Source organism: Lacrimispora brassicae (assembly GCF_054772055.1).
In genome coordinates, this window is record NZ_BRYH01000023.1 from 129239 (window position 1) to 143859 (window position 14621).

At 45.0% G+C, this 14621-nt stretch carries 12 protein-coding genes; all 12 read right to left on the minus strand.

The window, feature by feature from the left end; translation table 11 throughout:
* Window positions 1-49: 49 nt before the first annotated feature.
* The gene (locus ACYVD3_RS10930) at window positions 50-1366 is read right to left on the minus strand and encodes an ABC transporter substrate-binding protein (protein WP_460642546.1); all 1317 of its coding nucleotides are present in this window, start codon (window positions 1364-1366) and stop codon (window positions 50-52) included.
* Between the two features lie 442 nt (window positions 1367-1808).
* Window positions 1809-2825, minus strand: coding sequence for a LacI family DNA-binding transcriptional regulator (locus ACYVD3_RS10935; protein ID WP_460642547.1), 1017 nt, complete (start codon window positions 2823-2825; stop codon window positions 1809-1811).
* Window positions 2826-3027: 202 nt separating this feature from the next.
* Window positions 3028-3681, minus strand: a complete 654-nt coding sequence (fsa, locus tag ACYVD3_RS10940) for a fructose-6-phosphate aldolase (RefSeq protein WP_460642548.1) — start codon at window positions 3679-3681, stop codon at window positions 3028-3030.
* A 33-nt stretch (window positions 3682-3714) separates the two neighbouring features.
* Entirely contained in the window at window positions 3715-4089 is a 375-nt protein-coding gene (locus tag ACYVD3_RS10945; protein ID WP_460642549.1) for a VOC family protein, read from the minus strand.
* A gap of 10 nt (window positions 4090-4099) precedes the next feature.
* A complete protein-coding gene (locus ACYVD3_RS10950; protein WP_460642550.1) occupies window positions 4100-4738 on the minus strand; it encodes an RpiB/LacA/LacB family sugar-phosphate isomerase in 639 nt (212 codons plus the stop codon).
* Window positions 4735-5670 carry a transketolase family protein gene (locus ACYVD3_RS10955; protein ID WP_460642551.1) on the minus strand — a complete coding sequence of 312 codons (936 nt, stop codon included), beginning with the start codon at window positions 5668-5670 and terminating at the stop codon, window positions 4735-4737. The genes ACYVD3_RS10950 and ACYVD3_RS10955 overlap by 4 nt, the downstream gene beginning before the upstream one ends.
* Window positions 5671-5673: 3 nt before the next feature.
* Entirely contained in the window at window positions 5674-6486 is an 813-nt protein-coding gene (locus ACYVD3_RS10960; RefSeq protein WP_460642733.1) for a transketolase, read from the minus strand.
* 33 nt (window positions 6487-6519) lie between these two features.
* Window positions 6520-7527: an ABC transporter permease gene (locus ACYVD3_RS10965; RefSeq protein WP_460642552.1), complete on the minus strand. Its 1008-nt coding sequence runs from the start codon at window positions 7525-7527 to the stop codon at window positions 6520-6522.
* A complete protein-coding gene (locus ACYVD3_RS10970; protein ID WP_460642553.1) occupies window positions 7521-9029 on the minus strand; it encodes a sugar ABC transporter ATP-binding protein in 1509 nt (502 codons plus the stop codon). The genes ACYVD3_RS10965 and ACYVD3_RS10970 overlap by 7 nt, the downstream gene beginning before the upstream one ends.
* 52 nt (window positions 9030-9081) lie before the next feature.
* A complete protein-coding gene (locus ACYVD3_RS10975; protein ID WP_460642554.1) occupies window positions 9082-10071 on the minus strand; it encodes a substrate-binding domain-containing protein in 990 nt (329 codons plus the stop codon).
* Window positions 10072-10413: 342 nt separating this feature from the next.
* Window positions 10414-11151, minus strand: a complete 738-nt coding sequence (locus tag ACYVD3_RS10980; RefSeq protein WP_460642555.1) for a FadR/GntR family transcriptional regulator — start codon at window positions 11149-11151, stop codon at window positions 10414-10416.
* A 306-nt stretch (window positions 11152-11457) separates the two neighbouring features.
* Complete coding sequence (locus tag ACYVD3_RS10985; protein WP_460642556.1) at window positions 11458-14604, minus strand: alpha-mannosidase; 3147 nt, start codon at window positions 14602-14604, stop codon at window positions 11458-11460.
* Between the last annotated feature and the right edge of the window lie 17 nt (window positions 14605-14621).

Genomic DNA, 14621 nt, shown 5'->3' on the forward strand with positions numbered 1-14621 from the left:
GGTGGCGACTACCTGGATAAGGCGGCTTTGTTAAGCCGCCTTATCCAAACTATTTTTTCACATAATCGGCAATTGCGGTTTCCATCATGGCAACAAACGTATCTCTGTCGATCTCTCCTTTTGCATACAATTCAAAAACAGCTCCTATTGCGTTCATGGCAATGCCTTCCGGCATCTTGGCCCATTCCCAGGAATAAGTATTTCCTCCATCCACATAGGTTTTCAAGCTCTTTGCAAGAGGGGTTTCAGGACTTACCGTACAAGTGGTATATGGAGAAATCATTCCGCAATCGGTCACAAGGGATTTCTGGCCGTCTGCTGAGGTTGCAAGTTCCTTTAAGAAGGCTTTTGCTGCGTCAATATTATTTCCTTTGTTATAAACGGCCCACCAGGAGGGACAATCGGCAAGCACGCCCTTCATTTCCTCTTTGGTAAATGCCAGAGGAGCTATCCCGCAGCCAAACTTCACCTGATAGTCAGGAAGGGATGGGTCGATCCAGTTTCCCTGAGTGATGAATGCAGTCTTTCCCTGAGCCCACAAAGCCAACTGATCATCGTAAGTTCCGGAAATCAGAGTATTTTTATCGGAATAATCAAAGAGCAGCCTGATGAAATCTGCAAACTGTCCCAGACGTTCCTTGTCCACGGTACCCGCTTTTAACATATCAATGTATTTGGTATCTCCTCTTTTTAAGCCGCCGGATAAATAATACCCAAACAAATGGTTTCCTGTTGACCAGTACATTTGTCCCGATTCCGCCGCAACGGAGCAAACCGCTGTGATTCCCAGTTCCCCTTTCTTGCTGTCAATGGTTTCAAACGCCTTCTTGAATCCATCGTAGGTTGTCAGAGAAGCTGGATCGATTCCGGCAGCATCCAGAATATCCTTATTATATGTAATTCCATATCCTTCCACCGCATATGGAAAACCAACGGTTTTTCCATCCGCCGACTGAAAGCCGAAATCTGTCTGGGAAGCCCATTCTTCTCCGCTTAAATCCACCATGTAATCCTTCCAGGTCTGATAATCCCCTTCTCCTCCAAATACGAAAACATCAGGCATATTTCCTGCTGCCAGATAGTTCTTTAAAGCTCCGTTAATATCCACTCCGCCTCCCAGGGATTCGATCACCACTTCCTGGCCGGTCTTTTCCTGATACTGTTTTGCAAAAGCTTTTAAGGGACCGTCAATTTCGATCTTTCCGTTTACAATGCGGATCGCCTCCCCGCCCTTACCTGGTGCAGCTTCTTCCTTTCCTTCCTGGGAAGCCGTACTTCCTTTGCTGCCGGAATTGCTCCCGCAGCCTGTTATCACTCCCAAAACCATTGCTCCTGCTAATGCCATAGCCACTAATCTCTTCTTCATAATGCCCCTCCATTATTCATTTTGCTGTTGACTGACAACTTTTTTTCATTTTAATTGTAACTTATGCGCATAAGTTATTTGAACATTATATTATCATTTTATTGACAAGATATCAAGTATTTTTTTTCGTTTTTTTATGAATAATTATTTTTTTCAAAGGGAAACAAGGTGTGAATTGTGATTTATGTACTCATTAACAGCTTATGCGTTTAAGTTCCTTTGGTAAAAGTCTCCAGATTAAGTATGGCGGCTCCTTGGATTCAATACACGGATAAAAAGGGCTGTCGCAAAATGCAAAGATTCAACAAGATATGGTTCTTGGCTGTTTGGCCAATACCGATATCTTGTATGAAAAATTCATTTTGCGACAGCCCCATATACTGGCTTTCACTTTCATTGTTATCCTCTGCCCTTGGTATTGCTTAAGGTACAGAGCTGCAAACTATTGGATTTCCCTTACGGAATCTCTTTCCACCAAATAAACAGGGAGCTGTTCATAATTATTTCCATAGTCCTCATTGCCGATCATTTGAAAAAGCTTTTCAACTGCAATCTCGCCTTTCTGTGTCACATCCTGGTGAACCGTAGTCAATGCCGGCCTTACCATTCTGCTGTAAATATTGTCGTCAAACCCTGCAACCGATAATTCTTCCGGTATTTTCATCCCTTGATCCTGTAAATAATTCATAATATTTGCCGCATAGTAATCGGAAGCACAAACAAAGGCGGTAAAATCCCCTGCCCTATGGTACACCTCAGATAAAAGCATGGACAAATCCGAGCCATTGGGCTCCAGCATGATAAAATCTTCCTCCTGATAAGAAATACCCGCCTCTGTAATCGCTTCCTTATACCCCTTAAACCGCTGATAATCCCCTCCCAGGCAGTTATCCGCAAGAAAGGCGATCCTTTGATGGCCTTTCCGAATAAGATAATTGGTTATTTCATAGCTTCCCCTCTGATCCTCAATTCCCACATTGACATATTCAAAGATGGAATCATCGAAATAACAGTCCACAAAGACCATGGGCCTTTTTACCTTCTTTTTCAGCAGGATAGCGTCCGCCTTCCGCATTCCTAACAGGATAAGGCCGTCCACATTCCAGCTTGCAACAGAATTAATAATCTCCGTAATATCATCGGAAATATAAAGCATGGTAAAATATCCCTTGTCCCGGACGCAGCCTTCAACGGCTCCAGTCAACTCTCCTGCAAAGGGATCCTTCATAAAATTATCATATTTGTCCCGGTTGGTTTTCATGGCCAGCCCAATAATGCCTGATTTATTTTTGGCAAGATTTCTTGCATTAATATTGGGAACATAATTATATTCTTCCAGCAGCCGCTTTACCTTTTCCACCATGGCCGGAGAAACCTCACCTGTTTTCCCATGAATGACATTGGATATGGTCGTCGTACTGGTGCCCAGTATTTCCGCCATTTTTTTTATTGTAATCATACCGTTCTCCTTAAATTTACAGTAATGGGGTTGAATGATTTGTGTCTCACAATTCAGGAGCCTATTTAAACTATTTTATTACTACTTATTTAATTATGCAAGGCAAATTCTGAAATGACAGGACTGCCCTGCCGGGTCATTGCAAAGTTCCAGTAAATCAAAAAAAGGCGAAGCCAGAAAAGACTTCGCCCAAAACCACTGATTATTCACCGAATACTGCTTTATAATCTGCCTTGAATTTCTCGATTCCCTGATCGGTCAGCGGATGCTTTGTCATCTGCACCAGTACACCATAGGGCACAGTGGCAATGTCAGCTCCTGCCTTTGCGCAGTCGATCACATGAATAGGGTTGCGGACGCTGGCTGCAATGATTTCCGTTTCAATTCCATGTTCCCTGAAAATGTCCATGATGTCACAAATCAGATCAATGCCCGGCATGGAAATATCATCCAGGCGTCCTAAAAATGGAGAAACATAGGTCGCGCCTGCGCGGGCCGCCAAAAGTGCCTGAGCAGCAGAAAACACCAGCGTCACATTGGTCTTGATTCCTTCGGAAGTCAATACCTTAACAGCTTTCAGCCCTTCCACGGTCATAGGGATCTTTACAACCATATTGGGATGGATTGCTGCGATTTCACGGCCTTCTGCGATCATGCCCTCTGCATCCACTGTGGTTGCCTTTACTTCTCCGCTGATGGGTCCGTCTACGATGGAAGTGATTTCCTTGATAACCTGGGCAAAGTCACGGCCTTCCTTTGCGATCAGGGAAGGATTGGTGGTAACGCCGCAGATGATGCCCATGTCGTTTGCTTTCTTTATTTCTTCCGTATTTGCTGTATCGATAAAAAATCTCATGGCAATTCTCCTTTAAATTTTATTTATTTAAAATTAGCCAACTTTGCAAAATTCAATCTTTTCCCCATTAGGACCCTGAAAAAGAAAGAAACGGTTGGTGAGAGGTGCAAACATCTGGTTGGATTCTATTCCGTCCGACAAAAGCTTATGTCCCTGAGCTGAGATTTCCTCATATGCTTCATCCAGATTTTCGCAGGATAAGGCAATGTGATCGATGTTTCCGATAGGCTTTGCATCCTGGCGTCTGGGGTAGTATTCAATGACACAGGTCCCACACTTCAGCATTCCCCTGATTCCTCCATCCACCAGTCTGGTAAAGCCCAGACTCTCATAAAAAGCTACGGTTTCTTCCGGTTCATCCGTGGGAATTGCCACATGGGCAACTCCCGATGGTTTATTTTTCAGCATAAGGAGCCTCCTATGCCAACAGGCTCTTTACATATTCTGCAATGGATTCATCTTTGCAGTTTGCAAAGAACAGCTCTCCAAACTTTTCGCCGCTTACGGCTCCCTTTACCAGTTCCTGGTCAATGCCTTTTAAACAGGTCAGGATATCTTTTAAGTTGTTCTCTCTTACCACATCTAAGATTTTTTTATTTCTCTGCTCCGGAACGGCTCTCTCTCTTGGATAGCCTTGTCCGCTTGCTTCAGAGAATAATTTCTCAAATGTATATTCCAGATTCAGCTCTGCGCCCCAGCCAAAGCCCTTTGCAAAAGGCATAGCAATGGCATTGCCGTCATTGATCTGTGCAAACATGTAGCCGTCGCTTGGGTCACATACATGACCGCAGATCACGCCTGGGAAGCTGTTTAATGCCAGCATGGCGCCTTCACCGGTTCCGCATCCCGTAACCACATAATCGGCTGCGCCGGAGTTTAAAAGTATTGCTGCCAGGATTCCGTTCTGTACATAAGTCAGGGAATTGCTGTCCTCTGCAGAATACATGCCATAGTTATCCACTACATAGCCCTTTGTATCAGCAACCTTCTTTAAGCTGTTGTAAATCATTCCGTTTTTAGCCGCCTGGCTGTTCTCATTAATTAATGCGATTCTCATGCTTCCACCACTCCTTTTATCTGATTATATACCTGTTTCTCACTGAGTCCGTATTCCTCCAGAAGCTCTTCCGGCTTTCCGGACTGTCCGAACCTGTCCTGAACACCGATCTTTTTAAATGTAACGTTGCACTTGTTTTCCAGTAAAACATCGCCAACGGCATCTCCAAGACCGCCGATAACGCTGTGTTCCTCTACGGTAATGACATTGCTGTACTTTAAAGCATATTTTAAAATGCAGTCTTTGTCAATAGGCTTAATGGTATGCATATTAACTACTGTAATGGACTTTCCTTCCGCTTCCAGCTTTTTTGCACATTCCAGCACAGTAGATACCATGATGCCGCAGGCAAAAACCACTGTATCAGTACCCTCTTTCAATACGTTTGCCTTTCCGATAACAAATGGCATATCCTCTTCAAACACCGGGCTTGGAAGCCTTGCCAGACGAAGATAAGCCGGTCCTTCCATCTCTGCAACTGCCTTTACGGCACGGTGGGTTTCACTGGCATCACAGGGAACCACCACGGTCATGCCGGGGATTACCCGCATAAGAGCCATATCTTCAATGGCCTGGTGGCTTCCACCGTCTTCTCCAAGTGTGATTCCGGAGTGGGTCATACCCAGCTTTACATTAAAATTAGGATAAGCTACGCCATTTCTCACCTGCTCATAAGCCCTTCCGGCGCCAAATATGGCAAAGGTGCTGCAAAAAGGGATATATCCCATAGTAGAAAGGCCTGCACTCATATCAACCATATTTGCTTCTGCAATCCCTGCATTAAAAAACCGTTTGGGGAACTTTTCTGCAAAGGTAGCAGTCATGGTGGCATGGGCCAGATCCGCATCCATTACAACAACCTTTTCATTTTCCTCGCCAAGTTCCGCCAATGCCTCACCGTATGCCACTCTAATTGCTTTCATTTCACTCATGTCTTAACCCTCCAGTTCCTTTAATGCCTGCTGTCTCTCCGCTTCACTTGGTGCCTTGCCATGCCAGCCTACCTGGTTTTCCATAAAGGAAATTCCCTTTCCTTTTACCGTGTGTGCCAGGATGCATTTTGGCTTGCCTTCCATGGTGCTGATGGAGTACGCTGCCAGCACTTCTTCTAAATTGTTGCCGTCGGGAAGTTCCAGTACGTTGAATCCAAATGCTTTGAATTTGGAAGATAAATCACCGAGAGACATGACCTGATCATTGGTTCCGTCGATCTGGAGACCGTTGTTATCAATGATGATGGTGAGATTGTCAAGCTGGTAGTTGGCTGCTGCCATGCATGCCTCCCAAACCTGGCCTTCCTGCAGTTCTCCGTCTCCAAGCAGGGTAAATATTTTTGTATCCTTGTTCTGAGCCTTTGCGCCCAGTGCCATACCCACTGCAATGGAGATACCCTGGCCCAAAGAGCCTGTGGAAGCATCGATCCCAGGAACCTTCTTGGCATCGGGATGTCCCTGAAGAATGCTGTGAAGCTGCCGGAAATTTTTAAATTCTGATTTATCGAAAAAGCCCATTTCGCCTAATACCCCATAGTAGCAGGGAGCTGCATGTCCCTTGCTCAGTACGAAGCGGTCACGGTCCTCGTTGTCCGGATCCTTTGGGTTTACCCGCATCTGTGTATAGAACAGCGCTGCCATCAGCTCTACGGCTGATAAAGAACCGCCTGGATGTCCGCTGGCTGCGTCTGCCGTCATATTAATAATATCCTTGCGGATATCATTGCATTTCCTTTTTAATTCCACAATGTCCATCATGTTCTTATGCCTCCGTCTGAATTATGAATATTACTTTTTAAGGGAACTTCTTTTTTTCAAATAATCCACGTATACCGCTCCAAGGATCACGCACCCCTTTACTACAAACTGCCAGTAGCTGTTTATCTTAAGCAGGTTCATACCGTTGTTTAAAACACCGATGATCAGTACACCGATAACGGTTCCGCCCAATGTACCGATACCGCCGTTAAAGCTGGTGCCTCCAAGTACGGAAGCTGCGATTGCATCACGCTCAAACCCTTCCCCTACCGATGGCTGACCGGAATATAGTCTTGCCGCTAAAACCGCACCGGCCAAGGCTGCCATCACACCGCTGATGATGAAAACTCTTACCTGGATCCATTTGGTATCAACACCTGCGTATTTGGCTGCTTCCTTATTTCCTCCGGTAGCATAGACATGACGTCCAAAGGAGGTACGGTTCATAATGAAATACAGAATGACAAATGCTACCATTACAAATACAACCGGAATGGGAATTCCCAGAAAGCTTCCTACTCCCATGTTGTTGAATGCTTCATTATTGGACTGTGCCGGCTGACCGCCTGTTAATATGTAACTGACACCGCGTACAATGATCTGCATGGATAAGGTTACGATAAAAGGCGGCAGAGTTGTATGTGAAATGACAAGTCCGTTGAAAAAACCAATGACAGCGCCAAATAACAAGGGTACCAGAAAGCAAAGGATGACGGGCAGTCCCGCATTCCCGCAGCGTACGGCGATGACACCGGCAGCCGCTACCACAGAACCTACGGATAAATCTATGCCGCCGCAGATCAGTACGCATGTGATGCCGAATGCGATGAAACCGTTTACGCATACCTGACGCAATACGCTGAACAGGTTATTTTTAACAAGAAACGTATCGGTTGTAATCGATAAAACAATACACAGGAATACCAACGCGATCATGGCCGCCATGTTGCGTTTCAGCCAGATCAGAAAGGGATTGGTGTTCCAGAGGCTTAGTGCCTTTATCTCAGATGGTTCTGATTGATTTTTCTTGCTTAACATGTTGTATGTTCTCCTCCCACTGCAAATGACATGATCGTTTCCTGTGAAGCTTCTGTTTCCTTCTGGTCAAGGATTCCTGCCAGATGTCCTTCCCGCATAATGGCAATCCTGCTGGAATTGTTGATGATTTCAGGAAGCTCTGAAGAAATCATGATAATGGAAACTCCTTCACTGGCCAGGGTGTGCATCAGCTTATATATCTCAGCCTTTGCTCCTACGTCGATCCCTCTGGTGGGTTCGTCCAGAATGAGTACCTTAGGCTTTGCCGCCAGCCACTTGGATATTACGATCTTTTGCTGGTTGCCGCCGGAAAGCTCTCCTGCCGACTGTTCAAGGGAAGCCATTTTAATAGAAAGCTTCTGCTTGAACTCGTCCACAATCCTGGATTCCTTTTTCCTGTCTACGCGTAACTGATGTATAAATTCAGAAAGCACCTGAAATGTCAGATTGGTTGCAATGCTGTGGCCAAGGAAAAGCCCCTGGTCCTTCCGCTCTTCCGGCACCAGTGCAATGCCTGCAGCCATTGCATCCTTGGGTCTGTTGATGATAAGCTTTTTTCCTTCCAGCCAGATCTCACCTGACTGAATGCTGTCGATGCCGAATAATGCCAGCGCTAGCTCGGTACGCCCCGCCCCTACCAATCCTGAGAATCCAAGTATTTCCCCTTTTCTCAATGTAAAACTGATATCGGATACCTTATTGGTTGTTAAATGTTTCACTTCCATGATGACGTCCCCGCCGGTTACACGTTTGTTTCCATACATGTTGTTAAATTCCCGGCCTACCATCATGCTGATCAATTCATTTTCTGTTGTTTCTTTTGTATCTCTGGTTCCTATAAACTTACCGTCACGGAGTACCGTTACCGAATCGCAGACCTTAAAGGTCTCTTCCATACGATGTGATATGTAGATCATCGCAACTCCGGCTTTTTTTAAACGGTCGATCTGTGCAAACAAATTGTCTGTCTCACTTTTTGACAAAGATGCTGTGGGTTCGTCCAGAATCAGGATTTTTGCCCCCTCATTCACCGCTCTTGCAATTTCTATCATCTGCTGCTGTGCTACGGATAGCCCCCGAATCAGCATTCCGGCATCCAGATCCAGTCCCAGCGCATCAAGAGCTTTCTGCGCCTCACTCTTCATTTTCCGGTAATCTACCATCTTTAAATGGTTTTTTGGTTCCCGGCCCAGAAAAATGTTTTCTGCAATTGTCATCTCAGGAATGTTGGTGATTTCCTGATGGATAAAACTGACACCATACCTGCGGGCATCATCTACGTTTTTTATGGAAGCTTCCTCCCCAGCCATGTAGATGGTTCCCGAATCAGCACTGAAAATGCCGCCCAGGATTTTCATCAGGGTGGATTTACCAGCACCATTCTCCCCCATAAGAGCCCGGACTTCTCCGGGCTTTATGGAAATACTGACTCCGTCAAGTACAACGTTGCGACCAAACGCTTTGGTAATATCTTTCATTTCAAAAACATATTCATTTGACATGTTTTTAACACTCCTGTTCTGCATTCTTCGCTTTGAGTCAACACTTTACGGATTACTGATCTACGTTCTCCTTTGTAATGATGGACATAGGTACGACTACCTTCTCTTCAATGGTCTGTCCGGACAGAAGACGGTAAGCAGTTTCGATACAGGTTGTACCGATTCCTGCCGGATCCTGTGCTGCAGATGCTACCATTTCTCCGGCACGGATAAAGCCTTTTCCTTCGTCAGAACCGTCTACGGAAACAACCTTGGCAGATTCTAAGCGGCCGGCTTCCTTTAGGGCTGCAATGGCGCCTCGGGCTGTGGGATCATTGATGGTGAATACTCCGTCGATTACCGGGTTTGCATTGATAAAGTCTACCATGATCGGCTGGGAATAATCAGACTTTGGCTTCTCAACGTCTTTGGTCTGGATGATCTCAATATCCGGGTAGTTCTTTAACTCTTCTTCAAAACCAAGCTGACGGTCATAGCAAACCTCTGTGGTACTATATGTAATCTCTACTACTTTTCCTTTTCCGCCTAAAGAATCAGCCAGAGCCTGGGCACAAAGCTTTCCGGCTTCTTTATTATCAGAAACAACGGTACACTGAACCAATTCCGGATTCTTAACCGATGTATTGAATGCGATGACTGGTATTTCTGCTTCCTTACATGCTTCCAGAGTGGCACGTACTCCCTCAGAGTTGATCGCAGAGATACAGATCACATCAACCCCCTGGTTGATCATATCAGCTACGTCATTCATCTGTTTGTTCTGGTCGCCTCCGGCATCCTGAATGATCAGTTCATCTTCTGGTCCGGTTAAAGCAGCCTGCATGGCATCTTTAATCTGAATGAAGAACACATTGGTTAAGTCAGGTGCAGAAACTCCGATCTTGATCGGCTTTTTTGTCTCCTCTGCCTTTGCTTCAGTTGTAGCCCCTGGGATTGTTTCTGCTCCGCTGCTTGCTCCTGTTGTTTCCTTTGCAGAGGAACCGCATGCGGTCAAAGACAATGCCATCATAGCTGATAATAAAATTGCGGTAACTTTTCTCATAATAATCCACCTCTCAACATTTTTTCATTCTTTTGTAGTATACTTTGAACTTATTTCTGTTTTTATACCCTAGTTTTTGTTACAAATGTTTAAATCATTGTATGATATCATTCTCAATTGCGTTCCCGGGTTTGCATTTTTGTCTGCTGTCATACAATATCGCAACTAAATAATACATTTTTTATCGAATTTTGTCAATAGGATTTTTAAAATTATGCAAAACTAACAAAAGACTGTCATACACTCTCCCACTGAGATTGTATTATAACCTTCCTTTTTGAGTCAAAAAGAGCAGCGCAGAACGATCTCTTTCTTCTCGTTCTGCGCTGCTCTTTCTATTGCTTACCGCTTAATGATAACATTCAAATCCGTGTTGATCAAAGAAATATGTCTCTTTGCATAAAGCTCCGACACCTCTTCGTCCCGGGCTTTTAAAGCTTCTACAATATTACGGTGGGCTCTGATGGCGTTCTGGGCATTCTGGGGTACCTGGAATGTCTTCAGGCGGAAATCCCGGATGCACTCGTCGATCTTTCTGCTCATAAAAATCAGCATCTTATTTTTGCTGGCTTCCACGATCTGCCGGTGCAGCTTCTCATCATATTTTGCCATTCCGGCAATGTCCTCTTCCTTTACTGCACGGATAAACCGGAAATGGATCCGCTCAATCTGTTCAAGCTCCGCATCGGTGGCCCGCTTTGCTACGATCCGGGCACATAAGGGTTCCACAGCACTTCGGACCTCAATATAATCCTTTAATTCCACTTCATTTTTAAGGAACCATTCCGCCAGTTCTTCCTGCCCCAGTTCTTTTTTACTGACCAGAAATGCTCCCCGTCCAGGTTTGATCTCCACTAATCCCCGGGCCTCTAAAATGCGGAAAGCTTCTCTGACTGTACCGCGGCCCACCGTCAGCTTCTCACACCATTCTTTTTCCGTAGGTAATTTTTGTCCCACATCTATTCCGTCTGCTGCAATAAATTCCTTCATGCTGTTTACAACCTGCTGCACAATAGGAATCCTTGAAACCTCTTCCATCATCTTCACTCCCTCTTCTTCATATTCATCCTTTGTATACATTTCATGATGTCATACAATCATTGTATCACATTTGACGTAAACTGCAAACACAAACATTGTTTTTTCTATTTTTTACATACCCATCAGACAATTCAGTGTCTTTTCCCCTGCAGCTCCCCCAGGGGCTCACTAACTCCAGTCTGAATTTTTTACTGCCTCATAAACGACCTGTGGAAATACTGAAAAAGGCCGAAGCAGAGACTTGAAAAAGTCTGCTGCTCCAGCCTTAATAATGAATTCTGTGGAAACATTGTATAATAAAAATGATATATGGACCAAACAGGACATGATCCTTTCTGCCTCACCTTACCGGAACGTAACTTTCCAGGTTTTGATTTCATAAGGGTGAATCAGAAATGAAGCCCTTCTATCCTGGCAGTTTACTTCTGCTTCTGCCTCATCCTCTTCCAGCATATTGCATTCCACAATTCTCTGAACGTCCATGCCAAAGGTCATATTCCCTCTGGTCCGTTTGTTATTTGTCTCATAAAAGCGAAGGATCAGTTCGTTCCCTTTCTGGGACTGCTTCACAACCTCAATGACAACATTGTCGGCATCCGCCTTTACCAGGGAATATTCCCCGGGAAGCGTCCCTCCAGCCTTTTCTTTTACAAGGGCTGTCATTGGGTTATTCATGGAATAAGCCTTTTGTATTGTTTTTGCCTTTTTCCAGTCACCCTTATGGGGATAGATGGAAAATACGAAGCTGTGATGTTCCTTGTCTGCATCCGGGTTTGGATAGGTTGCCGACTTTAACATGGAAATTCCCATTTCACCGTTATGGACGTGACAGCCGTATTTGCAGTCATTCATCATACTGACTCCGTAATCATCCTCGGAAACATCGATCCACTTATGCATGCATACCTCGAATTTAGCATAATCCCACATGGTGTTGTAATGGGTTTTCCGCTTTACATTTCCATACTGGATCTCAAAGGTGGCTTCATCCGTATGGATATCAACCGGGAATATGGACTTTAGGAAGATATGGTTTTCCTTCCAGTCGATTTCATTTCTTATGATGATTTCAGGGCTGTTATACAATAGTGAAATATACTGTTCAATGGAAGAATCCAGGTATTCTCTCTTTACACATATTGTCGCGCGGACCGGGCCGTTTTCCACAAGCTCCATGCTGCTTACTTGGGTGATTTCCCAGGATTTTTCTACATAATAATTGTTCACATCCCAGGCGTCATAGTTGTGGGGCCGGTCCTCATAGGTCATAAGCACATTGGCATACCTGTTTTCCTGAAGCACTTCCCGTTGACTTCCCTTATCATAAATTGAAGAAATCTGTCCATTCTCATGAAAGGTCACACGGACGTATTCATTTTCCAGATGTCTTTCATCCGCCCTTAAACCGGTGTCACAGGTTCCCTCCCTCAATTCAAAGGTCTTGTAGCCCTTGGAAGGAACTTTGGAAGGACAAAACAGCCAGGAGCCGTTCTCAGTCTTTTGGGCAGGCAGCATAAACTCCCCATCCATTACCGCCAGGTTTTCCATAGGCTCCGGAGCCTGAAAAGCTACCGCTTCCTCTCCTTCAAAGCTGTTGGGATTAAACACCACCAGATCATTCTTACGGGCATCCACATGTTCAGCAATATTAGAAAGGGCCATTTTTACCAGTTCCCCTCCGGTCTTTCCGATTGCTTCGTATTCCTCTCTGGAATCCTCATACACCTCTTTAATAGAGGATCCCGGAAGGATATCATGAAACTGGTTTCTTAAGATCACTTCCCAGGCTTCCTGGATCTCCTCTCTGGGATAAGGATTCTGGTTTAATATCCCGTCAAGCATTCCGTAAAACTCGGCATTTTCAAACAGAAATTCTGACTTCCGGTTGAATTTCTTGTTCCTTGCCATGGAGGTATAGGTGCCCCTGTGGTACTCCAGGTATAATTCTCCCACCCAGGAGGGCAGATACTTTTTCCCTCTCACTTCCTGATCCAGCTTTTCAAAAAATGATTTTGATGTGGTCATTACGGTCCTTGGACAGCCTGGAATGCCCTTTTCAAGTCTCCGCTGGTTCTCAAGCATGTCTTTGGTCGGGCCGCCGCCGCCGTCTCCATAGCCAAAGGACATTAAAACCTCATCGTTTAAATACTTCTGGCTGTATCTGGCCCAGGCCCCTTTTACCTGAGAGGGATTTATGTATGCGTTATAGGTGGTAAAATGCTCGGTTTCTGTTCCCCCCTCCTCAGCCGCCTTATTATAATCACGGCTTGGGCTGAAATGGGTCAGAATCCTGGTTCCGTCAATTCCCTCCCATTCAAAGGTGTCATAGGGCATTTTATTGAATTCATTCCAACTGATTTTCGTTGTCATAAAATATTTGATGCCGCATTTTTTCATGATCTGGGGAAGTGCGGCGGAATATCCGAAAACATCAGGAAGCCACAGGATCTCATTGTCCTTTCCAAACTCTTCCCGGAAAAACTCTTTGCCGTGAAGGAACTGGCGGATCAGGGACTCGCCGGAGGATAAATTACAGTCTGCTTCTACAAACATTCCCCCCTCTGTCTCCCATCTTCCTTCTGCAACCCGCTGCCGGATCTCTTCGTACATCTCAGGAGCATGTTTTTTTACATATTTGTAAAGCTGGGGCTGGCTTGACATGAAAAGGTATTCCGGGTACTGCTTCATCAGCTCCAGCACCGTGGAAAAGCTTCTCACCGCCTTATCCTCTGTGACCGCAAGAGTCCACAGCCAGGCAACATCAATATGGGTATGGCCTACACAGTAAACCGTTTCTCCCCTGTTACCGCAATATTTGTCATAGAATTCTTCCTTCATGTATTCCCTGGCCTTTTTCAGGCTTTCATAATACGCTCCGGAATATTCCTTTCTTAAATCCAGTAAGTTTAATGATTCATTGACCGCCTGAATGATATTGATATAGGCGCTGTCACTGTCAGGAAGGAGTCTGGCCACCTCATAGGGAACGGAAATATCGTAATAATACTGCTCTGTTTCCCGGTCCAGCACCTTGATCCTGGAATCCATAACAAGTTTGAAATTCTGATCCCCAGTAAACGCAGATAAAACCATCCGGAACGTCTCTCCTGCCTCCGCTTTTTCCGTCAGTAAAACTTCCCTGTGGTTGACGTCAAGCCCCTGTCTTCTCACACCATTGACGTAAATGGTAAACTGGGGATTGGTGGCATCCCACAGCCCTTCTCTTCCTGTTTTGCACTCATATACCACACATTGATCTTTAAACTCCTCAGGAATGGTAATGACTGTTTCAAACCAGAAATATTCCCTGTGGCCGCCCCACAGTTCTGCATTGGTAATCTCCTCCCATTCACCGTCAGGAAGGTCCTGAACATCTAAAAAGCGTTCTCCGGATTTTATCATCCGGTACCTGGGAATTGGCACTTCTTTGGAATAGATCAGGCCTTTTAAATCCTCCACCAATTTTCCAATCCGTTCTTTGATCAGTATCATTGTAATCTCCTCCTTTT